This is a genomic window from Streptomyces sp. NPDC107765, from assembly GCF_055657085.1.
In genome coordinates, this window is record NZ_JBVKBL010000001.1 from 350463 (window position 1) to 374837 (window position 24375).

The following is a 24375-nucleotide window of genomic DNA, read 5'->3' on the forward strand; positions in this document are numbered from 1 at the left end:
CCGGGCGTCCGAGCGTGCTCCACGGCCTCAGCGGCGGCCGCCCCGGGCGAACTCATCGAGGCGCTGCCTCACACGGTGTTCCAACTCGGCGTCCATGTGGACTGCAGCAACTTGGCGTTGCAGTTGTTCCTGCTCCAAGTCGTCCGTCGCCGCTTCGCCCGCCCAACAGAAACGGAGGATGGTCTCTGCCAGCAGGACGATGGTGGCGAGGGCCGTAGCTGCCAACGTGCCCTCGGCCAGCCATGAGGCTTGGCCATGTCCTTCCACTGCCGACCACCAGAGTGTCGCCATCACGGAAATGACGAGCCAGAACGACATGACGGCCCACATCAGGCCCACGGTTGCCGGCCTCTCGAATCGCCGCCGCAGGTCTCCGGTGGCTTTTCGGGACAAATCATGAGCCCGGTACAATTCGGCGTTCGTCGGCTCTTCACCCGCACGGAGCCGGTCGGCGATCACTGTCATGGCTGCCGCATGGCGCTGATTCACGGCTCTGATGCGTTCCCTGACCGTGTTGACGGTGCCGTGGGACTGCACGGCCCCCACCACGAGCAGCCCAGCGTCGACGGACATGACAAGCGCGGCATAGTTGTCGGTCATCACAAAGCGCATGAGCTCCCCCCAATACAGGACAGCCTACAGAGGCGCCTACCGTCGTTCGCTGCGTTAGCGCTGCTCACGACGGCCGGTTCCACGACGGCCGGATCACCGCGATCAAGCTCCTCTTCGATTCCACTCCACGGCGGGACGTTATGACCGCAATTGCCCCGCATTGCGATGGGGGCACGCCGCTACGCGACTGTCTCGGTGACGCATGCACGGCCGTACCGGTTCACGCGGCCGCGGTCCGCCTTGCCTGGTTGATTGCGTCGTCCAGCGGTTTCGCCGCCAACGTCGCCCCGTCGGTGGAGGTTGTGCAACACCGCTGTTCCAGGCGGGGTGGGAGTCGTGGGGAGTTCCCCGGCGGCAATAGGGCGGGGTATGCGGCGACATCGAGTGTCCGGACGCCTCGCGGCCCTCGCGTGCGCCTCTGCGGGGCTCTGCACGACTCGGCAGACTTTCCACGGCGCAGCCCTCTCCGGTGATCACCCACCTCAACCTCCGGTGATCTTCTCGGGGCGTGCCGCTGTGATCCCTCTCGCGCGCAATTGTGTGCAAATTGTGGAGCACGGCCAGCCTGGGGGAGGCGCCACGGTGACCCCTCCGAGCTGCGATTGTGAGGGAATCGGAGTCATTAGTTTTACCAATGTTTACCTGACGGACACCATAGTTGGGCCTACTGAGGCCCAACTTGTTCAGGCAAGTCGTCGGACAGGTGCTCACCCCCCACGTGCATCCCCTGTGTGGCCCCGCATGATTCCCCTCAATGCTCTGTGCGTACCCCTGGAGAGACCGTGACCGTGTTCCTGCCGAGGACTGCCGTCCTGACCGGCATCCTCGCCCTCGCCGCTGCACCCGCCCTAAGCGCCTGCAGCGCGTCCCCCGACGAGTCGAGCACCGGCGGCGGAAAGGGCAGCGCGGCCACCGCGACCACGGCCGAGGCCTTCGGCGGTATCGACGCCCTGGCCAAGGAAGCCAAGAAGGAGGGCACGCTCCACGCGATCGCGCTGCCCCGTAACTGGGCCAACTACGGCGCCCTGATGGACGGCTTCAAGAAGAAGTACGGCATCAAGATCGAGGTCGAGAACCCGAACGGCGCCAGCCAGGACGAAATCAGCGCAGTCACCTCACGCAAGGGCAAGGACAACGCGCCCGACGTCCTCGACCTCGGCAGCTCCTTCGCGCAGAGCGCCGCCCAGGAAGGGCTGCTCGCGCCGTACATGGTCGCCGGTTTCGCTGACATCCCCGATGTGCAGAGGGACTCCATCGGCCGCTGGGCGAACGACTACGGCGGCTACATCTCCTTCGGCTGCGATGCCAGGCGTGTGCAGACCTGCCCGACCAGCTTCAAGGATCTGCTCAAACCGCAGTACAAGGGGCAGATCGCACTCAACGGAAACCCCACCAAGTCCGGTTCGGCCTTCGGCGCCGTGTATGCGGCCGCCCTCGCCAACGGCGGCTCCTTCGACGACATCCAGCCCGGCGTAGACTTCTTCGCCAAGCTGAAGAAGAGCGCCAACTACACGCCCGTCGAATCCACCCCGGCCACCATTGAAAAGGGCAAGACGCCGATCAGCATCGACTGGGACTACCTCAACGCCGGGTACACCGACGAGTTCAAGTCCAAGGGTCTCGACTGGACGGTCGTGGTCCCCTCGGACGGCAAGTTCTCCCAGTACTACTCGCAGGCCATCAACAAGGATGCGCCGCACCCCGCGGCCGCGCGCCTGTGGCTGGAGTACCTCTACAGCGCCGAGGGCCAGAACCTCAGACTGAAGGGATTCGCCCGTCCGGCTCTGATGACCGCCATGAAGAAGGCCGGCACGCTCGACAGGGCCGCGGCGGCGAAGCTGCCGAAGGTCTCCGGTACGCCGAGCTTCCCGACCGAGACCCAGCAGAGCGATGCCAAGGTCGTCATCAGCCAGAGCTGGGGCACGGCCGCTACCGGCTGACCTCGCCCAGCACCGGGACCGACGTGGTGCCCGCCGCTTCCTCCCGGCGGCGGCACCGCGCGACCGGCTGGCTCACCTCCCTCGACAACCCGGGTGCTCATCGTCGACGACCAGCCGCATGCCCGAGCCGGACGGCTGGGAAGCCACCCGGCGCTGCTGCCCGAGCCCGGTGGTTTCCAGGCACGCCCCAACGCAGCTGGTTGACGCCGGCCTCCCGGCACCGGAGGCCGGACGGGAGACGAACCGCCCGCAAACCTCAGGCACCCAAACCCTCAGGCATCCAAGCCCCGGGCGCCCCAAACCCCCGGATACCCAAACCCCCTCCGTTTGCGCCGAGTTCGGGCCGCGCGCGACACCACGATGTGTGGTGCGGAGAAAAGGATCTGCGGTGGATGGCGGCGGAAACCGCGGAATATCCGCTTCCGGGGAGCGTCCCTACCGCCACACAAGGACGATCAACGCCGTTGAATTCTGCACTTCGGTAGGGGAGTTGTTCCATCGTGGCCCGAACATGCGGGCCGACTTGATGATCCGTTGGTCCCTGCCAGCATGGGGCGGCGCGTTCCGATCGTCGGCGCGCCGGCTCCTGCCCTCCGTGGCGGCCGCGCCCCGGAGGGGAGCCGAGGCCCCACCAGAGGAGTGGACAATGTCCCGTCCCACCCGGCGCCAAGTGCTGCACGGCAGTGCCGCATCGCTCGCAGGAGTGGTGCTGGCCGCACCGGTCGCCCACGCCGGCGGCACCGTCACACGAACCGCCGACGGCCACGGACACCCGGCGGCAGCCAGGCACTCCGGCAGCGGCCACGACATGCCCGAACCCGAGCCGTTCGACGAGATGTACCAGGGCCGCCACATAGCGGGCTGGCCGGCGGACGCGGGCGATTCGCCCGGCGGTCATGGAGGCCACGGGAAGCGGGCGCAGCGGCTCGCCGGCCCGCATGACGGCATGGACTTCGTCGTCCGCATCGACAACGACGACCTCCATGTGATGCGGAACGCCGATGGCACCTGGATCAGCCTGGTGAACCACTACGAGAAGTTCAGCACCCCGCACGCCCTGGCGCGCGCTGCCGTCCGGGGGCTCCAGGGCGCCGATCTGGTCCCCGTCATCACCGGCTGAGTCCCGACCCTGCCCGTCCCCCCACCGAGGAGTCCTCGACATGGCAGTCAGGAAGAACCAGGCGAACCTCACCGCCACCGAGAAGCGGAACTTCGTCGACGCGGTGCTGGAGCTCAAGCGCGCCGGCCGTTACGACGAATTCATCAGCACCCACAACGCGTTCATCATCGGCGACACCGACGACGGGGAGCGGACCGGCCATCGGTCGCCGTCCTTCCTCCCCTGGCACCGCAGGTTCCTGCTGCAGTTCGAGCAGGCGCTGCAGAGCATCACTCCCTCGGTCACCCTGCCTTACTGGGACTGGACCGTCGACCGCAGCCCCCGCAGTTCCCTGTGGGCCGACGACTTCCTCGGAGGTGACGGGCGCAGCGGCGACGGCCGGGTGACCTCGGGCCCGTTCGCCTTCAGCGGCGGCAGGTGGCCGATGAACCTCAGGGTGGACGGCCGGACGTTCCTGCGCCGCTCCCTCGGCACCGCCGTGCGCGATCTGCCGACCCGGGCCGAGGTCGACCGGGTGCTCGCCATGAACGTCTACGACGCGCCCCCGTGGAACAGCGCGTCCGACGGCTTCCGCAACAACATCGAGGGCTGGCGCGGCCCCAACCTGCACAATCGGGTGCATGTCTGGGTCGGCGGTCAGATGACCACCGGCGCCTCCCCCAACGACCCGGTCTTCTGGCTGCACCACTGCTTCATCGACAAGCTCTGGGCCGACTGGCAGAAGCTGCATCCCACCTCGGGCTATCTCCCGACCGCCGACACCCCCGACGTGGTCGACCTGCACGACACGATGAAGCCGTGGAACGACGTGACACCGGCGGACCTCCTGGACCACACCAAGTTCTACACCTATGAATGACAGGTACCTGACATCAGCTCAGGCAGCTCACACGGCTCGCGCTCCAGCGCCCCGTACCTGACACCCAACCCCTACCCTCCCTCCCAGGCACCCCCGCACGACGCTCCGCCCGGGCGGCCTCTCCCACGGCCGCCCGGTCGGAGCGGTGCGGCTGCCTGCCAGGCGGCCGCTCAGCTCCGTTGTGCGGATTGGCGAATACATCGCCCTGTCCGCGGAACGGAATGGAGAATCAGACGTCGTCGACGAACGAGTGGTACAGCGTGTACCGCTTGAAGCTGACGTCACCGGCGGTGGCGGCTTCATGAGACAAGACGTCGGTCCATTCTGCGACGACGATCGCACGCTCGCCATCCGGTGTGAGGTGGACGTACGCCCCGAGCAAACCCGGCGCCGGCACGCCCGTGAGATCCACATCGCCCGCCGGCATCGCGCTGACCACGAAGACGCCGGCTGGTCGTTCAGCGTCGTGAACAACGCTGTGGTGCAGGCGAGTTCGGGTCAGTCCGGGGCGCTCGATACCCGGCACGAGCGTGTCCACACGACTGACGACGCCGGCGCGGCGGGCACGAGCCCATGCCAGGTGCTCTTCATCGCTGGTCCACTGCGCATGGAAGAGGAGACCGGCCCCATCCGTGGCCAGGAAGACGTGCTGTGCCAGGCGCCCGGACGGTGTCGCGGCTGCCGCCCACTCATCAATCAGAGCGTCAGCGGCCGCACGCGAACGCTCGGCGGTACCAGTAAGCCACTCACTCCACAACGCTGTTCCAGCAGCAGGGCGAACGAGGTCCATGAATCGCGTCATGGACATGGACTCTCATACATCAAGTGCGGTTGAGGTCAAGCCGCAAGCGCTTCGCAACCACCGCTACACGTGGACCCCGCCGCCATGGCAACGACTCCCGGCCGTCGTCCGCGCGTCGTGTCACATTCCCGGCGGCCGTGCCGTCCTACTGCTCAGACGCCGTTCAGCACACGGCGAAGGCGCAGACCAGAGGAGAGAGCGCATGTCGGCAGCCGGGGCAACAAGCAACACAGCGACGCTCAACCGCTTCCACTCCGCAGTGAACAGCGGTGACCTGGAAGTCATCTCGAAGGCCATCGACGAGTTCGTCGCACCGGACCTGGTCTTCCACGCGCCGGTACCGGTGGGCGCGACGGGAGCGGAGGCCATGAAGCGGGTGTGGGAGGTGCTCCTGCGCGCATTTCCCGACCTCCACGTCACCGTCGAGGAGACGATCGCGGAGGGCGACAAGGTCGTCTCCAGGAACACGGTGACCGGTACCCACCGGGGCGAGTACCAGGGCCTGCCGCCCACCGGAAAGACCGTCAGCTACAGCGAGATCTTCATCCTCCGCTTCGCCGGCGGGCGGATCGCCGAGATCCGGGGTGTCGTCGACGTCCTCGCCCAACTGCGCCAGCTCGGCGCCCTCCCGTCCTGACCACGCCCAAGTCCACTGGCCACAGGCCACAGGCCACAGGCCACAGGCCACGCCCGTGTCTGGGCCCGCCCCTGAGGCAGTGGACCCGTGACCAGGGGCAGCCGCTGCCGTTCGGACGTTCCAGACAATGGGCCTAGCCGCGGGGGCTGGTGATGCGTTCGGGCTGGATCACATAGATCACCCGGACTTGGTCGCGGCCGCCGAACCAGGGGTAGGGCCCACCGAGGTACTTCTGCGCGAGCGCCTCGATGTGGTCGACCGCTCCGTCGGTGGTCACCCGCACCACCCGGCCGCGGATCTGGACGTAGGCGGAAGGATCCGAAGGGTCGGCGACCGCGACGGCCACTCGCGGGTCCCGCGCGATGTTCCGCGTCTTTTGATGCGTCTCGACGCTGTTGATCAGGACGTGCTCACCGTCGGTGTCGACCCAGGTCTGGGTGAGCTGGGGCGAGCCGTCGGGCATCGTCGTGGCGAGGTAGCAGGTGCTGGGGCGACGCAGCAGCGTCAACACGTCCTCGCCGAGGGGTACGGGCACGGGGGCTCTCCAGGGATCGGTTCGGTGGGGTTCTGGGCAACGGTAGCCGCGATGGGAACCCGGCCCTCCCCCACCCCGGACTCCCGCGTGCCTGGTTTGCCCACCGCCTCAGTTCCTTCCAGGCGCCGGGCCGAGGCCGGAGTCAGGACGACGCGGGTGCGAGCGACGTGGCCTCCCAGGCGAAGCCGTCCGGGTCGGTGAAAGGCTCGGCGGTGCCTGCGAGAACGATCCGGTGCGATCCGGCGCCGTCGGCGGGAACACCTACGTCCTTCGCCAGGGCGCGGCGCTTGTACAGGGCCAGCTTGAGGGGACTGGGCCCCTCGGCGGCGAATTCGACGTACTTGCCGCCGAAGCTCTTCGCCACGGCCAGACCTTGGCCGACGTAGAACTCCTTGCTCGCCTTGACGTCCTCGACTCCCAGCAGGAGCACGATCTCGTCGATCTCCCGGGTGGCCGGGCCGGTGTCCTTCTTCGCCGAGGTCGCGACCTTCCAGATCGTCCCGTCCGGGGCCTGTACGACACCGCCGTAGCCCCAGAGCGACTTCGCGGCCGGCTTCAGCGAGGTGGCGCCGGCGTCCAGGGCAGCGTTCACGAGGCTGTCGACGTTGGCCGGCTGGGACACCGTGAGCGCCAGCGTGAAGCCGCGGAAGCCGGTGGTGGGTGCCTGCGATGCCCGCAGACCTATCCGCGTGTCCAGCCCGAAGGCGGTGGTGTAGAAGTGGTGGGCGGCCGTGGGGTCGGCCACCTCAAGGGTGAGGGATTCGATGGTTGCCATGGCCCTTACGCTAGGTGCGGCCCGATGACCGGCGCTTCTCGATTCCTGACCGGTCTCCTGTCACCTGCTGGGACCAATGGATCAACGCCGAGCTGATCCAGAGCAACGGGTCCGATCCTGGAAGAACCGCTCGTCACAGCCCTGGGTTCCGAGGTGTCCCGGCCGGCCGGTGAATGGGCGACCGGGACATCGGGCTCAGGCGAGGTCGAACCGGTCGAGGTTCATCACCTTGTCCCAGGCCGCCACGAAGTCGCGCACGAACTTCTCCCCCGCGTCCTGGGACGCGTAGACCTCCGAGATGGCTCGGAGCTGGGAGTGCGAACCGAAGATGAGGTCGACGGCGGTGGCCGTCCACTTCTTCTCGCCCGTGGCGCGATCCCGGCCTTCGAACACGTTCTCAGCCGAGTTCGACGCCTTCCACTCCGTCCCCATGTCGAGCAGGTTGACGAAGAAGTCGTTGGTCAGCGCCTCCGGCCGGTCGGTGAAGACACCGTGCGGGGATCGCTTGAAGCCGGTGTTCAGGGCCCGCATACCGCCGACCAGAACCGTCATCTCGGGAGCGGTCAGTGTCAACAGGTTGGCGCGGTCCAGGAGGAGGGTCTCCGGCGACAACTTCTCTCCCGCCCGCAGGTAGTTGCGGAAGCCGTCCGCCCTGGGTTCGAGCACGGCGAACGACTCGACGTCGGTCTGCTCCTGCGAGGCGTCCGTACGTCCCGGTGCGAACGGGACGGTGATGTCGTACCCCGCGTTCTTCGCGGCCTGCTCGACGGCCGCGCACCCGCCCAGGATGATCAAGTCCGCCAGCGAGACCTTCACTCCGCCGGTCTGAGAGGCGTTGAAGTCCTGCTGGATCTGCTCAAGGGTCTGCACCACCTCGGCCACCTCGGGCAGGTCGTTGACCTCCCAGTCCTTTTGCGGCGCGAGTCGGATCCGTGCCCCGTTGGCCCCGCCACGCTTGTCGGTGCCGCGGAAGCTCGCCGCTGACGCCCAGGCAGTGGTCACCAGTTGGGAGAGGGACAGTCCCGAGCTGAGGATCCTGGCCTTGAGGTCGGCGATGTCCGCGTCCGCGATCAGTTCGTGATCGACCTCAGGAACGGGGTCCTGCCACAGCTGCGGCTCGGCAATCCACGGGCCGAGGTAGCGCGAGACGGGTCCCATGTCGCGGTGCAGCAGCTTGTACCACGCCTTGGCGAACGCGACCGCGAGCTTGTCCGGGTCCTCGTGGTAGCTCTTCGTGATCGGCCCGTAGATCGGATCCAGCTTCAGCGCCAGGTCCGTCGTCAGCATCATGGGAGCGTGCCGCTTCGACGGATCATGGGCATCAGGCACGGCGTCCTTGGCCGACGGATCCGTGGGAGTCCACTGATGCGCGCCGGCGGGGCTCCTCGTCAGCTCCCAGTCGTACTTGAACAGGTTGTCCAGGTATCCGTGGTCCCACTTCGTCGGCTCCGTGGTCCATGCGCCCTCAAGCCCGCTGGTCAGCGCGTCGGATCCGACGCCGCTTCCGTAGGTGTTACGCCAGCCGAGGCCCTGCTGCTCAAGGGGGCAGGCCTCGGGTTCCGGCCCGATGTACGAGGGATCGACCGCGCCATGGCATTTGCCGAACGTGTGGCCGCCGACGATGAGCGCAACCGTCTCCTCGTCATTCATCGCCATACGCCTGAATGTCTCGCGGATGTCCCCGGCGGCAGCCATCGGATCGGGGTTGCCGTTGGGCCCCTCCGGATTGACGTAGATCAGTCCCATCTGCACGGCACCGAAGGGACCGACGAGTTCCCTGTCGCCGCTGTAGCGCTCGTCTCCGAGCCAGGTGTCCTCGGGCCCCCAGAAGATCTCCTCGGGTTCCCAGATGTCCTCTCGCCCGAAGCCGAACCCGAACGTCTTGAACCCCATCGATTCCATGGCGCAGTTACCGGCGAAGACCAGGAGGTCCGCCCAGGAGATCTTCCGGCCGTACTTCTGCTTGACCGGCCAGAGCAAACGGCGTGCCTTGTCGAGGCTCGCGTTGTCGGGCCAACTGTTGAGTGGGGCGAAGCGCTGAGCGCCGGCGCCGCCACCGCCGCGGCCGTCGGCGATGCGGTACGTTCCCGCGGCATGCCAGCTCATCCGGATGAAGAGCGGCCCGTAGTGACCGTAGTCGGCAGGCCACCAGTCCTGTGACGTCGTCATCACCTCGAAGACGTCCTGCTTCAGCGCGTCGAGGTCGAGGGTCGCGAACTCTTCCGCGTAGTTGAAGTCCTCGCCCATCGGATTGGCCTGGGGCGAGTGCTGGTGGAGAACCTGAAGGTCCAGCTGATTCGGCCACCAGTCCCGGTTCGTCCTGGGCCGGGTCGACGTGGGGGCCGGGGAGGGGATTACTGGGTTCTCACTTTCGCTGCCGGACACGTCCGTCCTTCTTCCTGTATCGGGGTCCTTCTGTTGGTTGCTTGTCTGAGAGTTGTTGGGTGCTTGTCTGCGACGCCGGATTGACTTGTCGGAGTCGAGCAGTGCGGCCGTGCTCGTGGCGCACGTGGCAGTCGCCGCGGGACAGTGCCTGATCGGCGGTTCCTGACCGGCGATTCGCGATCTTCCTGATCGGCGGTTTCCGCCGGATCCAGCGCCCTACGGGCCCGCAGGCAGGCCGTCGGCCGCTTCCGGCGCTCGCTCGGCGGATCGGCAGGTCGTCACAGCTGGGACGGCTGGGAGTGGACAGTCCGCTGTCCCGGCCGGTCCGCACTCCGGCCGCTGACCGAACGGACGCATACATGGCAATCGGTCCCCTGCCTTCCACTGCAGGGAACTCGCTGAGGGCGGGGAGGGCGGGGAGGCCGAGGGCTAGCCTTCGCCGTCGGGTCGCTTGCCTTCCCTACTCCGCGTCCCCTCGGCACCTGACCGCACCCGCTGCGCTTCCCGCTTGGTCCCCGACCCCAGGCGATCGCCCCGCCTGGCGTCGTCAGCCATCCGGTCCATGGCGCGTTCCGTGCGTCGGCCCTGATCCCTCGTGCCTGGTCTCGCCCGGCCCGACTGGGCACTCATGACATGCTCCTTCCGGGAGGATGCCGGCATCCGGCCCATTCAGACTCGCACGCGGGCGGACACTGCGCCTCTCCACAGCCGCTTCCTGGCTCACGGAGACAGAACCTCGGGCGTTCCGCCGGGCCCGAGTCGGTCGGACGGTGCGCACCGGAGGTCGATGGCGACCGACGGCACGACGGTGGTGGCGCCGGATGCGCCAACGAGCAGCGCCGGGCGGACAGAGCAGAGCAGGACGGAGCCGGGCAGCACCGGGCGGGCAGTACGGGCCGGCGTCGCGCGAGCGGCCTGTGTGTTCAGCGCCTCAATGGGCGTCCAAAGGGTTGACGCGTCAGTAAGCGGAATCCAGAATCCCGCTTACTGTTCGACATTGCCGAACAGGGGACACAGTAGTCGTCACAGCGCCGAAGGGGCCGAGCCGCCGCATTCCGGCTCCCGTGCGCAGTCGGCACCCGGTGGCCACGCGGGTCTCGCCTGCGCGGTCCGCGAAAGGAACGGCATGCGTCTGAGGACCCTCCCCCTGGCCCTGGTGGTGGCCACCTGCGCCTTCTTCGGTTTGACCGCCGGCCCCGCCCAGGCCGACGGCGTCTCGCCGCCCGGCGCGAACGACTGGACGTGCAAGCCGTCCGCCGCGCACCCCTATCCCGTCGTGCTGGTCCACGGCACCTTCGAGGACATGGCCAAGAACTGGTCGGTCCTGTCGCCGCAGATCAAGGACGCTGGATACTGCGTCTTCGCACTCAACTACGGCAACAACGCCACCGCCCACATCGCCGATTCGGCCCAGGAGCTCGATACGTTCGTCGACTCGGTACTCGGCGCGACCGGCGCCAAGAAGGTCGATCTGGTCGGGCACAGCCAGGGCGGGATGATGCCCCGCTACTACCTCGACTTCCTCGGCGGCGCCACCAAGGTCGACGAACTGGTGGGAATCGTGCCCTCGAACCACGGCACGACCAACCCCCTGACCATCCCGACCGGGTTTGCCGGCTGCGACGCCTGCACCGACCAGATGGTCGGCTCGCCGTTCCTGACCCACCTCAACGCGAAGGGGGACACGGTGGCGGGCCCCGACTACACCGTGATCACCACCGAGCACGATGAGGTCGTGACCCCGTACACCAGCGCCTTCCTCAGCGGGCCGGCGAAGCAGGTCACCAACGTCACGCTCCAGGACCGCTGCCCCCTGGACACCTTCGAGCACGACCAGAGCCCCAACGATCCGGTCGTCGCCCAGTGGGTACTCAACGCACTCGGCCGCAGCGGCCCCGCGGACCCCGCCTTCGTGCCCCGCTGCATCTGACGGTGTGCGCGGTACGGCTCCGGGCGGGACGGACCGCCCGGAGCCCTCTCATGCAGTGCTCGCGCGAGAGAAGCGCGGGAGAAGAGGGAGCACTGACTCGCTCGTCCGTCAACGGGGGCTTGAACGAGGCTCCGGCTCCGGCTCCGGCCCCGGCTCCGGAGGGTGAGGCGGCGGAGGAACAGGCTCGGGCCCGGGCGGAACGGGCCCTGGCCCCGGCTCCGGCGGACTGGGCGCAGGGCCAGGAGTGGGCGGGACCGGCTCAGGATGAAGGGGCCCTGGCGGCGCGGGCGGCTGCGGAACAGTCATCACAGGTCCTTTCCGAATGTCCCTCCGAATGTCCCTTCCGTATGTCCTTTCCGATCAGCGTGCGGTCCACGGGGCCCGTCGAGTCGAGTGCCGTACCGCAACTACCTGCAGTCCCTTCTCACTCTGACCCCCGCCGGAGACAGGAGCAAGCGGCTCCGGAGCCGCGGCTTCCCAGGGCCCGCCCGGACCCGCACCCGTCACTCCGCAGCACTTCGCCCCGCCGGCCAAGCCGACGGGGCGAAGTCAACAGGCTCCCGAGTCAACCAGCAGCGGCGTGATCGCTCCCGGGCCCCTGCCGCGTGGTCACCTGACCGTCAGCCGGCCGGCACGGTCATGGCACGGATCTCGCTGTAGGGCGAGTAGTTCCCAGCCGCGTCATAGGTACGGGCCCGGTACTGGTAGGTGCGCCCGTCGGCGGGCAGCGGGTCGCAGACGGTGACGTAGGCCGGGTCGTGGCGCGGGTCGTAGCCCTGGTGGGCGGCGACGGACCAGGCGTCCGTACCCGCCTCGCGGCGCTCGATCTCGAAACCGGTGAAGTCGCGGATCGGGGCGGGCGTGTAGTCGTTGGCGGTCGCCCGTATGCCGCCCTCGCAGGCGCCGACGAGGAGTTCGGGGGCGGAGCCGGGGGCGATGCCGTCGGGGATGTTGAGCCAGAGCTCGTTGGTGGCGGAGGCGTTGAGGGCGTCCCCGCTGTAGGTGGTGGTGCCGCCATCGTTGGTGACGAGGACGCGGTAGTGGCGGGTCTCGCCGTCAGCGACGATCGGAGCCGTGGTCCAGGTGCTGCCGGTGGTGGTACCCAGCGGCACCCACTTCCAGTAGCCGTCCACCTTGTCGTTGCTCAGAACCGTGTAGTGGTCGAAGTGCGGCTCGGTGTTCAGCGGCCACTTCAGGGTGACCTTGCCGGTCACCTTGTCGTAGGTGCCGGTCAGGTTGGTGACGATCGGCAGGGGCCGGACGATGGTGTCCGTGCTGCCCGACGAGGTGTTGCCCGCCTTGTCCGTGGCGCGTACCTCGTAGTAATAGGGCGTGCGGTCGTCGGGGTTCACGAGGGGGTCGGTGTAGCTGCGGGCGGTGGTCGTGGTGACCTTCGTCCAGGTGCTGGAGCCGACGGGCCGCCGGTAGAGGGAGTAACTCGCCAGGTCCATCTCCTTGTTGGCGGACCAGGAGACGGTCGTCTTGCGGGTCGTGGTGCTGTAGGCGGTCTTCACGCCGGTGGGGGCGAGCGGCTTCGTCTCGTCGTACGTGGCCGACGTCCGGGGTGTGTACGTGAACGCGACCTTCGCGGCGCCCGACCAATTCACGTAGTCGACGCGGATGGTGTGCTTGCCGGACGGGACGGCGAAGCCGAGGAACGTGGAGCGGGCGGTGTCACCGGTGGCGTACCACAGGTCGATCTGGCGGACGCCGTCCAGGTAGAAGCGGACTCCGTCAGTGGCGGAGACGTTGAACATGAAAGGGCCGCCGGAACCGAAGTCACGGGTCACCGACCAGCGGACACCGAAGTTGTTCGACGCCACGCCGGAGACCGGGCTGCCGGCCCAGCTCTGGCTGATGGCTCCGTCGCAGTCGGTCTTCACCGGGGAGCCGGAGAACGAGGTGTTGTTGTAGAACGTCCGCTTGTAGACGTTGGTCGAGCAGGTGACATCGGCGGCTGCCGCCTGTGGGGCGGCAGCCAGCAGGCTGCCGAGGATGACGGCACACATGGCGCCCCCTGTCTGGGCGGCCACGAGTCTCTTCTGGTGCACGGGGACCTTTCACGCTGTGCGGGTAAGACGTACGGCGTGGAGACCCGTGAGGTGGGAAGAAGGTTGCACAGCGCGCCCGATGACGTGAAGGGACCCGGTAGCGATCGCGACTCTGCTGGTCAACCGGGTCTTATCCCCGTCCTCTCCCCCGTTCCCATCGGCAGCTCTACGTGCGCCGTTCATAGCGTGAGCGCGCGAGGTGATAGGCCGTATGCAGCAGCTCACGGGTCGCCACCTCGGTACGCGGGCCTGGGTTCACCACTGCCAGCCAACCGACGGTGCCGTAGACGGGGTGCGCGATCACGGTGTCGACGGTGCTGGGGTCGACCTCAGTGGGGGCTGGTTCGCGTGGCGCGTGACCGGTCCACCGGATGAACGCTTCTTTCCCGGCAGAGATGTTCACGCGGAAGGTGTCCGGGCGGTCCAGACGTGATGCCTGGTCGCCGGGATAGTCCTTGATCACGATCGTCGCGAACGGTTGGGTTGCCGTCGGGGTGACGCCATCAGGTGCGTAGTAGAAGAACGTGTCGCCCCAGCCGATTTCCGGCGAGCCGTCACCGGGTGCCGGCCTGAGGGTCAGGACGCCGTCGAGGCCGTCCACGAAGCTGATGATCTCGTCCATGCTCATGTGCTCTAGCGTGGCATTGAAGTGCTTGTGGAGACTTTGAGGCTGCGATGGAGGAACTTCACGATGTCAGGTCTCAAATCGGGGGGCATGCGCACCGTCGACGTCGCACGGCGTGCCGGGTGCTCCGTGCAACAGGTGCGCAATCTTGAGGACAAGGGTGTGCTTCCGTCGGCAGCGCGCACGGCGGCCGGCTACCGGGTCTATACGGAGATACATCTGCAGTCCGCGCTGGCCTACCGGGCCCTGGCAGCAGGAACGGGTCCGACCGGGGCCAAGAAGATCATCCGGGCCGTCCACCGGTCGCCCACCTCGCAGATGGCGCTTGCTCTTCTCGACGCGGCGCACGCCCGGCTCGACGCGGAGCGCACACAACTGAGGCAGGCCAAGCAGGCAGCCCGGGCAATCTCCAGCGAGCCGATCGAAGACGTACGCGCGTCGGACGCGATGAGCATCTCCGAACTCGCCGCCGCCTTGGGCGTACGCCCTTCGACGTTGCGGCACTGGGACAGGGAGGATCTCGTCGTTCCCGACCGCGACCCGGTACGAGGCACGCGGCGATACACACCCACCCACGTGCGGGACGCGCGGATCGTTCACCAACTACGTAAGGCGGGTTACCGCATCGCTCCTCTTCGGACCCTCATGCCGGAGATGCGGTGCGCCCGCCGGTCGGAGGAGGTCGCCGCCGCGCTGACTGCCAGGGACGCCAGCATCACGGCACGTTCCAAGGCCCTCCTGGACGGAGCCGCCGCGCTCAGTGCCGTGCTCGCCCTGGTCGCCGGTTGACTTGACACCTGCTTCCCGTTGTGGCGGCCCCAGTTGCGGGCGGCGAGGGGCGGGTGTCTCCTGAAGTTGTGAGGGACGGTTCGGGACGAATCCCAGGTCCCTGTGTATGGCCTTGACCGCTGCAGTCCCCAGGGCGGGGCGTACTTCAGTCCGCAGGTGCGGGCGCACTTCCGGACGGGCGCAGTTCCGGACGGGCGCAGTTCCGGACGGGCGAACTTGCCGGACGGGCATACTTCGGGATCGAGGTCACCGAGTAGGTGAGATGACGACCATGAACATCACGGTGACACAGTCCAACCCTCTCGCCCTGACGCTTCCGCATGTCGTGACCAATCCGGTGATCAAACCCGTGATGCAGGGTGACTTCCTCGAAGAGATACAGCTGACCTCGACGATCCACGAATTCCTGTTCAAGGTCACCAAGGACAGTCAGGTGTTCTGGGTCGGTGTCGCGGTACCGTTCGGCACCACCGACTTCTCCCGGATACAGGTCTTCTTCCACCCGACAGTGGTCCAGCTCCGGCCCCCGCCGCAGCCCCCCATCATCCACGCCACGGATACCGACTACCCCACCTTCACCGGTGGCTGGTCCGGCAGCCTGCAGCGGTACATCGCGCTCCAGGGCGGCCAGTTGGCGTCCGTCCGGCGTGTCCCGCTGCTGGTTCCGTTCACCACCATGGCCGCGCTCGGCGTCGACCCTCAGCAGAACATGTTCTCCATCGACCCGGTCGCGACCCTCAGTAACATCACGGCGGCCACCCAAGCCGCGTTCGTCCCCTTCCTCCCTCCGTCGAATCTCACGGACGTCGGCGTCACCTCGTTCAGCTCAGGCATCCTGGCGATGCGGAAGTTCATCGCCGCGATGAAACCCTCGGGACTCATACGCGAAGTCATCGACTTCGACAGCCCCTTCATCCTCACCGAACCCGCGGAGCTGACGCCCTCGCCCGGCGCGGTGTCCAGCTGCTACACCCAGCGGTTCCGGCAAAACCCGCCCGCGGGCTACCGGTTCATGCCGACGAACAGCTTCTCGCAGGTGCCGAGCTTCCCCAACTCCGACGCCGGCGCGCACGCGCATGCCTGTATCGGCTTCATGATGTACCACACGGCCATGCTCACCAGCAGCGTCGCCGCGTCGTCGGCCGCCCCGATACCCCACTAGGTAATAGCTGTGCTGTGCCGATACCCCACGGCGTGTGCGGTTCGGAGGTTGGTGACGTTCACTGCGCCGGGGCGGTGCGTTCCGTCAGCCGGTCGGAGCGGCGGTGATTCGGCAGGCCGCCTCCACCGTGTCGCGCGCTACCCGCGTGATGTCGTTCTGCGTCCCTGACCGGTCCCGCAACACGACCCCACCGGACCGTGACGTTCGTCACCAGACCGCGACGCCCGCGGGGCGCGCGTTCGTCGCCTCACGGCAGGAAGGTCACCTCCGGAAAGGCTCGGGACGGGCCGTCGAGCAGGTGCCCGCGTCGGTGCCGCAGGTGCAGGTCGAAGAACGCGAGTGGGTACGCCTGCTGGATGCGTACCGCCCGGGCCGGGGCGAGGGTGCCGATCAAGGCGCGCAGCTGCTCGTCAGTCATCTTCACCACCTTCGCCAGCTGCGGGATCAGTACCTGGTTGTCGCCGTAGGACGAGTGGACGGCGCCCTCTGCCTGTATGTTGAGCCGCCACCCGCGCAGGTGCGTCCAGAACTCGGCGACGCTGGACTCCTTGGCCCGGGTGAACTGGGCGGTCATCATCATGAACGGCCGGTCGAGGTCGCCGGTGATGGCGGGCAGCATGGGGCCGTCGAGGCTCAGCCCGGCCTGGACGCGCGGGTCGTCGAGCATGACGCGGGCGGTCGCCGTCCCACCCTTCGACCAGCCGAACATGCCGATGCGCCGCGGGTCGATCGCGCCGGTCAGGCCGTCCGGCAGCGACCGGCCGTCGACGTCGGGATTGCGTCCGGCGGCGAGCTCCTCGACGCAGTCGAGGACGAACCGGATGTCGGCGGCGAAGTCCGCCGGCCCCATCGCGCGATCCGGGTCCGGGGCGAGGACCCGCCCGTCCGGGAACTCGGTGTAAGCGTCGTAGGTATGGGCCACCGTCACCACCACGTAGCCGTGGCTGGCGAGTTCCTGCACCATGATGGTGTGGTCGGCGCGGTGGCTGTGCGCGGCGTGCGAGTACACGACGACGGGCAGCAGCTCGCGGCCGCTGCGCCGCACCGGGGCACTCTGGTGGCCGGTGGTGAGCGGCGCCTGTGCGGCGTCGGCGGGGAAGTCCGCGGAGGTGAGCAGGCCCCGCAGGTTGGCGGGGGACATCCACGGCGCCAGCGGGTGCCGCTCGACGTCCCGGGCGGGGTACCAGACGCTCGCCATCAGCTCCCGATGACGCCCCGGGCCCGCCACGGGGTCGGGACGGGCGGCGTCGACGAGGTGCAGCGCCACCGTGCCCACCGGATACGGCCCGGTCGGCGCGGGCAGGGTGAGCCGTGCCGGGGCAGGCGCGCCCGAGGCTGCCCGAGCCGTCCCGGCGAGGCCGAGCGGCAGCGCCACGCCGGCCGCCAGCGCGGCTCCCAGCAGGCGACGGCGCGTCAAGGTGTCTGGACTGGTGAACGGTGTGGTGGTCACGGCCCCTCCCTGGGTCTTCTGACGGATCCGAGCGCAACTGACCGTCAGTCAGCTGCGCCTTACGGTCGCGCATCGGTGCGTGATGCCGAAGATCCGTGCGCATGAAGGGAACGTTGTCACTCGCCCCGATCGAGCCGCATCAACCCACGGGTTGCAATCCCTCACCCCTGTCAGTCCACGGGCGTCACCCCACGGGTTTACACCCCAGGTCGACGCGGTCGGGGCGGAGCCTGACCCGCGCCGCCCCGGCGCCCACCGGCGCCCACCGCCCTCGAAGGGCCCGTGGCAGTTGCTGGGGCCCTCGATGCCCGAGCCGACCCCTGCGGCCTCCGATGGTCGGGCCTATTGATCGGCGCTGCCCTCGGAGGCCGGAGGGGGAAAGCACCGTGGACGACGACGAGGACGGTTCGCTGCCTGAGATCGGCTGGGGCCGGGGGCTGCCTCTGGGCTTCGCGCTCGTCAGCGAGGAGTGGGACGGGGAGCAGACGGTGTGGGGGCGGTGCGTGGACACCGACGGGCTGTTCATCCGACCGGCAGGACGACTGCCGCACCGGTGACCGCGCCGGCAAGAGTGGTGCGGAGCGCCGCGCGCTTCCCACGTCGGACGGGAGACGAAGCCTGCGGAGGCGAATGAATCGCAATTGCTGTGCCGGCAACCGGCTCTGACGCGATAAGGACCCAATGAGCAGGGAGATAAGGAGAAACAAACAGGAAGGAGAAACGGGTAGCCGGTCAGTTATCGACGCTGCTCCGGGGAGGGCGGGAGGTGGAGTTCGGCTACGGCTCCGCCGTCGGGGGCATTGGCGAAGCGGAGGGTGGCACCGAGGACATGGGCCTGGCCGGCGGCGATGGTCAGGCCCAGGCCGTGGCCGGTCCGCTTGCCGGCGTCAGACCCGCCCGACTGACTCCGAAAGCGCTGGGGGCCCTGGTCGAGGAGGTAGGCGGGGTAGCCGTCGCCGTGGTCCCGCACGGTGATGACGGGGGCGTCGACGGTGACCACGACGGGCGGGCAGCCGTGTTTGTGGGCGTTGGCGACCAGGTTTCCCACCACACGTTCCAGCCTGCGCCGGTCGGTCTCGACCTGGTCGTCCGCCACGACGCGGACCTCGGTCGTCGTTCCGGTGGCCCGTACCGCCCGTTCGGTCAGTGGGCCCAGTTGGTGGATGTCGAGGTCGGCGCTCTCGACCTGGGCGTCGAGCCGGGAGATCTCCAGCAGGTCCTCGGTCAGCCTGCGCAGGGCCCGGACGCGGTCGCGCACCATCTCGGTCGGGCGGCCGGGCGGGAGCAGCTCGGCCGCGGAGTGCAGGCCGGCGAGCGGGGTGCGCAGCTCGTGGGAGACATCCGCGGTGAAGCGCTGTTCGCTGTGCAGTCGGGCCTGGAGGCTGGCGGCCATCGCGTCGAGCGCGGTCGCCACGGCGGCGGCCTCGTCCTGGGCCCGGTCGGGGCGCCGGGCGCGGGGGTCGTTCACGCGGGCGTCGAGATCGCCGGTGCTGATGCGTCGGGCGACGCGGGCGGTGTGGTGCAGCCTGCGGGTGATGCGGGAGACGGAGATCAGCCCAGCTGCCAGAGTGAGGGCGATCGCGGCGGCGGAGGAGCCGATGATGGCCCCGTCCAGGCCGCGGAGAGAGGCTGCCTGTTCGCTGTAGTCCAGCCGTAGCGCGAGCACCTTCCCCCCGGCGACGGGGGTGGCGGCCCACATCACGGGGCGGCCCTGGTGCGTTGCGAGCTGGGTTCCGCGCTCGTGGCGACGCACGGTCATCTCGCGCAGCGGCGCGGGGAGGTCGGGCGGGCTCACCGAGACGTTGCGGTCCAGGGGGTCCCCGGCGACGTACACGGCCTTGCTGCGGTCCAGTTCGGCCAGCGCCGTGTGGCGCGCACGGTCCTGGGTCTGCCGGTCGACCAGGACGTGCACCAGGATGCCGAGCACCGCGGCGAGCAGGCAGCACATGACGGTGATGAAGACGGCGGCCTTCCAGTACAGCGTCGCCGTCCAGGCATGCAGCCACCGCGGCGGACGCGGTCGGCGAGTGCGCACGACTCACCTGCCCGAAGAAGTAGGAGGAGAGGCCGGGGCCCGCCGGCCGTAGCCGACGTCCTGGATCGTCATGACCTGGTGCCGCGCATCCCACACGTAGACGGTGCGGCTCTCGTATCCGGGCGCGTCCCCGGGCTCGTGGATGACCAGCTTGTGGTCGGCGACCTCCACCGACTGCGGGGAACTGGTGGAACCGAGGATCGAGGTCACCACCCCGTTCCTGAGCGTGTAGGCGTAGATGATCAGGAGGTTGCTTCCGCTGCGCACCCCGACGATCAGCTCGTCCTTCCCGTCGCCGGTCAGGTCGTGGTATTCGGGGGCCCGCACAGGACACGAGCCGGAACCCGGCCTGGCGGCGCAGGAGCGGATCGTGCGTTCCTCTCCCTCGTCGAAGACCGGCTGGTCGCGGCGCTTGTCCGCGTCGATCTGGGCCAGGAGTACGGAGCCGGCGGACACCTTCCGGATGTCCCCGGACGGCACCCGCGGTACCGCGGTCAGCGGCTGCGGTTTCTCCTGTCCTCCGGTGGCCGGCGAAGCCGCCGGTGCGGGCTTGCTGCCGGGCCAGAGTTCCGCCGGACCGGTGACGGGGGCGGCATGCCCGGCGCTCTTCGGCGCACTGGCCTGCACACAGCCGCCCAGCAGCACCACACTGGCCGCCGCCACACTCACCAGCGCCACCGCCCGTACCCCGGGACAGGGCCGGTGCAGGCCGCGCAGAGGGGAAACGGCGCTGGTCCGAGAAGGGCCGGAAGGCGCAGTGGCTGAGTTGTGAGGAGTCAAACGTTCTCTCCGCGTGGCTCTGCGACGATCCGACAAGTCCGGAAACCGTAACCCATCAGTCGCGCGACAGGTCGTGCCCGGTCACCGCACGGGGCTCTGCCCGGGCCGGAGGGCCGTGCCTGTCCCCCATGCTCGCCTGCCCTGTCGCATGGTTGTTGAGGAGGGGGTGGCCGTCCCGGTAGGCACAGAGGACCGTTTGACTCCGCAAGAGTGGGGTGAGCGGGCGTCAGGTCCCTCCGGTGCGTGTCCGAGCCGTCTCGACCACCGCATCGCCCCTGGCCATGCCCCACGGCCGTGCCTGGACTCTACGGCTGGTCGAGGAGCCGGTTCACGGCCCGGCGGGTGCGGGCGGCAGCCGTGGGATCGGCAAAGAGCTGGATTTCCTGGTTGAGAGCCAGGTAGAGAGCCACCATCTCGTACACGACCTGGTCCGGGTCGGTGTCCGTGGGCAGATCGCCCGCCGCGACAGCCGTGCGCACTTCGGCGGCGAGGCGGTGGCGCCAGACCCGCAACAGGCGGGCCACGGCGTCGCGGACGGGGCCGCCACGGGCATCGAACTCGGTGGAGGCGGTGGTGAAGAAACAACCGCCGGGAAAGACGTCGCGCCCGGTCTCCAGATAGGCGATCCAGGTGTCGCGAACGGCCCTCAGGCGGGGCAGGCCCGGCTTCTCGTGTGCCACGGGCTCCCAGACCAACCGCGAGAAGGCCGCCGCGGCCCCTTGCAGGGTCGCGAGCTGGAGCGCCTCCTTGGTGCCGAAGTGCCCGAGCACGCCGGCCTTGCTCATCTCGAGGTCGGCGGCGAGACGCCCGATGGTCAGCCCTTCGAGGCCCTCGACCGAGGCGAGCGCCATGCCGCGCTCCACGATGCGCTCCCGGGTCCTGCGGGCTTCGATGCGGGAGTTGCGAGGGCTCATGGCGTCAGTGTACCGAGCCGCCCAATCTTTAGCTTCCGACCGATCGGTTGCTATATTCCGGTATCCCATCGCCGAGCCGAGGAGATCACCTGTGCGTTCCACCGTGCCGGGAAGCCGCATCACCGCCATGGGCCACTACCAGCCCATGCGCGTCCTGACCAACGACGACCTGTCCGCCCTGGTCGACACCAGCGACGAGTGGATCTGGCGCCGTACCGGCATCGCCACCCGGCGAATCGCCGCCTCGGACGAATCAGTCACCGACATGGCCGCGACGGCCGCCGGCAAGGCACTGGCCGCGTCCGGGCTGGAGCCCTCCGACATCGGCCTGATCACGGTGGCGACCTGCACCGCGATCGACCGCTGCCCCTCCATCGCCGCCCAGGTCGCGGCACGTCTGGGCCTGCCTTCCCCGGTGGCCTTCGACCTCAACAACGGTTGCGCGGGCTTCTGCACCGCGCTCGCCTGCGCCGACCACACGATCCGCGCGGGCGCCGCCCGGCACGCCCTGGTCATCGGCGCCGAGAAGATGTCCGACGTCACCGACTGGACCGACCGCCGCACCTGTGTCCTGCTCGGCGACGGGGCGGGCGCCGCCGTGCTCAGCACCGCCGACGCCGCCGGAATCGGCCCGGTCGTCTGGGGCTCCGACCCCACCCGAGGCGATGCGGTCCGCCTCGTCGACGACTGGCACCCGCACTTCGCCCAGGAAGGCCAGACGGTCTTCCGCTGGGCCACCGGCGAACTCCCCGCCATCGCCCGGGAAGCCTGCGCACGTGCCGGCCTGGCCCTGACCGATCTGGCAGGTGTCGTCACCCACCAGGCCAATCTGCGCATCATCGACGCCGTCATACGCCAACTCGACCTCCCCGAGAGCACGGTGGTCGCCCACGACGTCGTCGAGTCCGGCAACACCTCCGCCGCGTCCGTCCCGCTCGCCCTGTCCAAGCTCACCGAACGCGGTGAGCTCTCCCCCGGCGCTCCGGTCCTGCTGCTGGCCTTCGGTGGCGGTCTGTCCTGGGCCGGTCAGGTCGTCACGTGCCCCTGAATCCGAGCACCGCAGCGACGGCACAGGAGTGCAGGTTGCACCCCCCAGGGCCGGGTGGCGCAGCTGGTCCGGAGATGCGGTGAGATGGGGCCATGACGAGGACTGACGCAATCGTGGTGCCGGGGCTGTACGTTGGCTATCCCGGGGTGGCCTTCGGCGGCTATGTCGCCGGCGTGCTGGCGGAGCGATCCGAGGCGAAGACGGTACGGGTGGACTTCCGCGGGCCGGTGCCGACGGACGTGCCCGTGCGGATCGCCGAAATCGCGGGAGGAGGCGTGGAGCTGAGCGAGAACGAGCGGCCCCTGGCCACTGCGCGCCCCGCCGAGCTGCTGCTCGACACGCCTGCCCCGCCCTCCTGGGACGAGGCGGTTGCCGCGGCCGAGAGGTTCCGGGCGGCGCCGCCGTCGGGGGTGGTCGACTGCTTCGGCTGCGGTCTGCGTCCCGCCGACCGCGGCCTGCGGATGCACCTCACGCCGGTGCCGGGTCGCGAAGTGGTGGCCAATGCCTGGGTCCCGTCCCCCGTTTTCGCCGGCCCGGACGGCCTCCTCCCGACCCGACTGGTCTGGGGCGCCCTGGACTGCCCGGGAAACTGGGCGGGCCGCCTTCTCGGCACCCAGCGTCCGGGCGCGGTCACCGCAGCGCTCACGGGGACGATTCTGCGGCCGGTCGCCGCAGGTGAGCCGTACATGGCGTACGCGTGGCTGCTGTCGGAGTCCGGCCGCAAGCACATGGCGGGCGTGGCGCTCGCCACGGCGGAGGGCGAACTGTGCGCCGTTTCCGAGGCGCTGTGGATCGATCCCCGGCCGGCGCCCTGATCGGAGGTGCCGTCGACGCCGTACGGGGCCGGCACGTCGAGTACCTGACCGCCGGCCACGACGCCGTCCTGGACCACGGGCTGTAGCTCCGACCGGACCGGGGCGCGCGGACGGAGACCGTTGAGGCCGCGGGCCGGGCACGGACAGCGGGATCACTCCAGGATCGATCTCATCCGCCGATGGCGTCGGTGAGGACGGTGCGGATCCGTTCGACGAGGGGGTTGGTCTCCTCGGCCCGCCACACCAGGTGCAAGGTGGTCGAGGTCTCGGCCAGGGGCCGCGGGGTCACTCCGAGGCGGCGCAGCGCACGGTGCGAATCGGCGAGCACCGCTGCTCCGAACTTGGCCGCGACCAGGGCCAGGAGTGTCTGCACACTGCGGCCTTCTGCCCCGATCTGCGGCACGATACCGGCGCCGTGGCAGAGCGCGATGATCTCGTCGTAGGAGCGCGGTGACACCTCCCGCGGCCAGATGACCAGGGGGATCTGGCCCAGTGCGGTGAGCGGGGCGGGTTCGGAGGGGTAGGCCAGCGGGTGGCCGGCGGGCAGGAACAGCGTCAGCGGTTCACGCCACCACTCCTGGGTGGCCAGCCGGGCATCGCGCACCGGAAGACGCTGGACCGCGAGGTCGTAACGCCCCTCCAGGACACCGGTGGACATCTCGGCATCATTGAAGCTTTCCTCCAACTGGAGCTGCACCCGGGGGAGTTCGCGTCGTACGCGACCCAGCGCCGCGCCGAGCGGTCCGTTGATGCCCGAACCGGCGAAGGTCACGACCAGTCGCCCGGTCATGCCCTGCGCGGCCAGCCGTACGTCCTTCAGGGCGGCCTCCGCCTCGGCGAGCACGGTGGCCGCACGCCGCACCAGAACCTGGCCGGCCTGCGTCGGCGTCAGCCCACGCCCCTGTCTGACGAACAGTTTGATGCCCAACTGCCGTTCCATCTCGGTCAGTTGGCGGCTGAGGGTGGGCTGCGTCAGATGCAGCCGACGGGCCGCACCGCTGATGCTGCCCTCTTCCGCGATCGCCACTGCGTAGCCGAGTAGCCTTAGCTCCATCCATACCTCCCAGGCATGGGAAGTATAGGCAGTAATGCCCGTGGAGCAGATTGGGTC

At 68.9% G+C, this 24375-nt stretch carries 22 protein-coding genes; 10 read left to right on the forward strand and 12 right to left on the reverse strand.

Going from position 1 to position 24375, the window contains the following annotated elements; translation table 11 throughout:
- Positions 1 to 27 precede the first annotated feature (27 nt).
- A complete protein-coding gene (locus ACZ7MX_RS01710; protein ID WP_472128289.1) occupies positions 28 to 600 on the reverse strand; it encodes a hypothetical protein in 573 nt (190 codons plus the stop codon).
- 794 nt (positions 601 to 1394) lie between these two features.
- Here ACZ7MX_RS01710 and ACZ7MX_RS01715 point away from each other — a divergent pair.
- The 3 genes from ACZ7MX_RS01715 to melC2 all read left to right on the forward strand — a co-directional run bounded on the left by ACZ7MX_RS01715 (position 1395) and on the right by melC2 (position 4531).
- Positions 1395 to 2552, forward strand: coding sequence for an ABC transporter substrate-binding protein (locus ACZ7MX_RS01715; RefSeq protein WP_472128291.1), 1158 nt, complete (start codon positions 1395 to 1397; stop codon positions 2550 to 2552).
- 646 nt (positions 2553 to 3198) lie between these two features.
- Positions 3199 to 3672, forward strand: coding sequence for an apotyrosinase chaperone MelC1 (melC1, locus tag ACZ7MX_RS01720; protein ID WP_472128293.1), 474 nt, complete (start codon positions 3199 to 3201; stop codon positions 3670 to 3672).
- A 40-nt stretch (positions 3673 to 3712) separates the two neighbouring features.
- Positions 3713 to 4531, forward strand: a complete 819-nt coding sequence (gene melC2 / locus ACZ7MX_RS01725; RefSeq protein ID WP_472128295.1) for a tyrosinase MelC2 — start codon at positions 3713 to 3715, stop codon at positions 4529 to 4531.
- A 229-nt stretch (positions 4532 to 4760) separates the two neighbouring features.
- Here melC2 and ACZ7MX_RS01730 read toward each other — a convergent pair whose 3' ends face one another.
- Entirely contained in the window at positions 4761 to 5339 is a 579-nt protein-coding gene (locus ACZ7MX_RS01730) for an antibiotic biosynthesis monooxygenase (protein WP_472128297.1), read from the reverse strand.
- Between the two features lie 196 nt (positions 5340 to 5535).
- Here ACZ7MX_RS01730 and ACZ7MX_RS01735 point away from each other — a divergent pair, with 196 nt between their 5' ends.
- The gene (locus ACZ7MX_RS01735; protein WP_472128298.1) at positions 5536 to 5970 is read left to right on the forward strand and encodes an ester cyclase; all 435 of its coding nucleotides are present in this window, start codon (positions 5536 to 5538) and stop codon (positions 5968 to 5970) included.
- 133 nt (positions 5971 to 6103) lie between these two features.
- Here the strand turns inward: ACZ7MX_RS01735 and ACZ7MX_RS01740 are convergent, their stop codons facing one another.
- From ACZ7MX_RS01740 to katG, 3 genes are all read right to left on the reverse strand, one after another.
- Positions 6104 to 6505 carry a PPOX class F420-dependent oxidoreductase gene (locus tag ACZ7MX_RS01740; RefSeq protein WP_472128300.1) on the reverse strand — a complete coding sequence of 134 codons (402 nt, stop codon included), beginning with the start codon at positions 6503 to 6505 and terminating at the stop codon, positions 6104 to 6106.
- Between the two features lie 142 nt (positions 6506 to 6647).
- Complete coding sequence (locus tag ACZ7MX_RS01745) at positions 6648 to 7280, reverse strand: glyoxalase (RefSeq protein ID WP_472128302.1); 633 nt, start codon at positions 7278 to 7280, stop codon at positions 6648 to 6650.
- Between the two features lie 195 nt (positions 7281 to 7475).
- Positions 7476 to 9665 (reverse strand): catalase/peroxidase HPI, encoded by a 2190-nt coding sequence (katG, locus tag ACZ7MX_RS01750; RefSeq protein WP_472128304.1) that lies wholly within the window; start codon positions 9663 to 9665, stop codon positions 7476 to 7478.
- A 1126-nt stretch (positions 9666 to 10791) separates the two neighbouring features.
- Here katG and ACZ7MX_RS01755 point away from each other — a divergent pair.
- Complete coding sequence (locus ACZ7MX_RS01755) at positions 10792 to 11595, forward strand: alpha/beta fold hydrolase (protein ID WP_472128306.1); 804 nt, start codon at positions 10792 to 10794, stop codon at positions 11593 to 11595.
- 620 nt (positions 11596 to 12215) lie between these two features.
- On the opposite strand, the gene ACZ7MX_RS01760 is transcribed toward ACZ7MX_RS01755, so the two are convergent.
- Complete coding sequence (locus ACZ7MX_RS01760; protein ID WP_472128308.1) at positions 12216 to 13628, reverse strand: PA14 domain-containing protein; 1413 nt, start codon at positions 13626 to 13628, stop codon at positions 12216 to 12218.
- A gap of 184 nt (positions 13629 to 13812) precedes the next feature.
- Positions 13813 to 14274: a DUF6194 family protein gene (locus tag ACZ7MX_RS01765; protein WP_472128310.1), complete on the reverse strand. Its 462-nt coding sequence runs from the start codon at positions 14272 to 14274 to the stop codon at positions 13813 to 13815.
- A gap of 87 nt (positions 14275 to 14361) precedes the next feature.
- Between ACZ7MX_RS01765 and ACZ7MX_RS01770 the strand changes: the two genes are divergently transcribed.
- Both ACZ7MX_RS01770 and ACZ7MX_RS01775 read left to right on the forward strand, forming a co-directional pair.
- Positions 14362 to 15060, forward strand: coding sequence for a MerR family transcriptional regulator (locus ACZ7MX_RS01770; protein WP_472128312.1), 699 nt, complete (start codon positions 14362 to 14364; stop codon positions 15058 to 15060).
- A 262-nt stretch (positions 15061 to 15322) separates the two neighbouring features.
- The gene (locus ACZ7MX_RS01775) at positions 15323 to 16222 is read left to right on the forward strand and encodes a hypothetical protein (protein ID WP_472128314.1); all 900 of its coding nucleotides are present in this window, start codon (positions 15323 to 15325) and stop codon (positions 16220 to 16222) included.
- 247 nt (positions 16223 to 16469) lie between these two features.
- Here the strand turns inward: ACZ7MX_RS01775 and ACZ7MX_RS01780 are convergent, their stop codons facing one another.
- Positions 16470 to 17672: an alpha/beta hydrolase family protein gene (locus ACZ7MX_RS01780; RefSeq protein ID WP_472128316.1), complete on the reverse strand. Its 1203-nt coding sequence runs from the start codon at positions 17670 to 17672 to the stop codon at positions 16470 to 16472.
- A 386-nt stretch (positions 17673 to 18058) separates the two neighbouring features.
- On the opposite strand from ACZ7MX_RS01780, the gene ACZ7MX_RS01785 reads away from it, so the two are divergent.
- Positions 18059 to 18229, forward strand: coding sequence for a hypothetical protein (locus ACZ7MX_RS01785; RefSeq protein ID WP_472128318.1), 171 nt, complete (start codon positions 18059 to 18061; stop codon positions 18227 to 18229).
- 179 nt (positions 18230 to 18408) lie between these two features.
- Here the strand turns inward: ACZ7MX_RS01785 and ACZ7MX_RS01790 are convergent, their stop codons facing one another.
- The 3 genes from ACZ7MX_RS01790 to ACZ7MX_RS01800 all read right to left on the reverse strand — a co-directional run bounded on the left by ACZ7MX_RS01790 (position 18409) and on the right by ACZ7MX_RS01800 (position 21401).
- Positions 18409 to 19707 (reverse strand): sensor histidine kinase, encoded by a 1299-nt coding sequence (locus ACZ7MX_RS01790; RefSeq protein WP_472128320.1) that lies wholly within the window; start codon positions 19705 to 19707, stop codon positions 18409 to 18411.
- 3 nt (positions 19708 to 19710) lie between these two features.
- On the reverse strand, positions 19711 to 20385 hold the full coding sequence (locus ACZ7MX_RS01795) for a hypothetical protein (protein ID WP_472128322.1): 675 nt from the start codon (positions 20383 to 20385) through the stop codon (positions 19711 to 19713).
- A gap of 407 nt (positions 20386 to 20792) precedes the next feature.
- Positions 20793 to 21401 carry a TetR/AcrR family transcriptional regulator gene (locus ACZ7MX_RS01800; RefSeq protein ID WP_472128324.1) on the reverse strand — a complete coding sequence of 203 codons (609 nt, stop codon included), beginning with the start codon at positions 21399 to 21401 and terminating at the stop codon, positions 20793 to 20795.
- A 103-nt stretch (positions 21402 to 21504) separates the two neighbouring features.
- On the opposite strand from ACZ7MX_RS01800, the gene ACZ7MX_RS01805 reads away from it, so the two are divergent.
- Positions 21505 to 22449 (forward strand): beta-ketoacyl-ACP synthase III, encoded by a 945-nt coding sequence (locus ACZ7MX_RS01805; RefSeq protein ID WP_472129251.1) that lies wholly within the window; start codon positions 21505 to 21507, stop codon positions 22447 to 22449.
- 92 nt (positions 22450 to 22541) lie between these two features.
- Positions 22542 to 23264: a hypothetical protein gene (locus tag ACZ7MX_RS01810; RefSeq protein WP_472128326.1), complete on the forward strand. Its 723-nt coding sequence runs from the start codon at positions 22542 to 22544 to the stop codon at positions 23262 to 23264.
- Positions 23265 to 23433: 169 nt separating this feature from the next.
- Here the strand turns inward: ACZ7MX_RS01810 and ACZ7MX_RS01815 are convergent, their stop codons facing one another.
- On the reverse strand, positions 23434 to 24318 hold the full coding sequence (locus ACZ7MX_RS01815) for a LysR family transcriptional regulator (protein ID WP_472128328.1): 885 nt from the start codon (positions 24316 to 24318) through the stop codon (positions 23434 to 23436).
- Positions 24319 to 24375 lie beyond the last annotated feature (57 nt).

Excerpts from the sequence above, each read along its gene's own strand:
- melC2 (WP_472128295.1), top strand. The coding sequence starts at position 3,713 with ATGGCAGTCAGGAAGAACCAGGCGAACCTCACCGCCACCGAGAAGCGG.
- ACZ7MX_RS01765 (WP_472128310.1), bottom strand. The coding sequence starts at position 14,274 with ATGAGCATGGACGAGATCATCAGCTTCGTGGACGGCCTCGACGGCGTC.
- ACZ7MX_RS01735 (WP_472128298.1), top strand. The coding sequence starts at position 5,536 with ATGTCGGCAGCCGGGGCAACAAGCAACACAGCGACGCTCAACCGCTTC.
- ACZ7MX_RS01810 (WP_472128326.1), top strand. The coding sequence starts at position 22,542 with ATGACGAGGACTGACGCAATCGTGGTGCCGGGGCTGTACGTTGGCTAT.
- melC1 (WP_472128293.1), top strand. The coding sequence starts at position 3,199 with ATGTCCCGTCCCACCCGGCGCCAAGTGCTGCACGGCAGTGCCGCATCG.
- ACZ7MX_RS01800 (WP_472128324.1), bottom strand. The coding sequence starts at position 21,401 with ATGAGCCCTCGCAACTCCCGCATCGAAGCCCGCAGGACCCGGGAGCGC.
- ACZ7MX_RS01775 (WP_472128314.1), top strand. The coding sequence starts at position 15,323 with ATGACGACCATGAACATCACGGTGACACAGTCCAACCCTCTCGCCCTG.
- ACZ7MX_RS01730 (WP_472128297.1), bottom strand. The coding sequence starts at position 5,339 with ATGTCCATGACGCGATTCATGGACCTCGTTCGCCCTGCTGCTGGAACA.
- ACZ7MX_RS01770 (WP_472128312.1), top strand. The coding sequence starts at position 14,362 with ATGCGCACCGTCGACGTCGCACGGCGTGCCGGGTGCTCCGTGCAACAG.
- ACZ7MX_RS01755 (WP_472128306.1), top strand. The coding sequence starts at position 10,792 with ATGCGTCTGAGGACCCTCCCCCTGGCCCTGGTGGTGGCCACCTGCGCC.
- ACZ7MX_RS01815 (WP_472128328.1), bottom strand. The coding sequence starts at position 24,318 with ATGGAGCTAAGGCTACTCGGCTACGCAGTGGCGATCGCGGAAGAGGGC.
- ACZ7MX_RS01745 (WP_472128302.1), bottom strand. The coding sequence starts at position 7,280 with ATGGCAACCATCGAATCCCTCACCCTTGAGGTGGCCGACCCCACGGCC.
- ACZ7MX_RS01710 (WP_472128289.1), bottom strand. The coding sequence starts at position 600 with ATGACCGACAACTATGCCGCGCTTGTCATGTCCGTCGACGCTGGGCTG.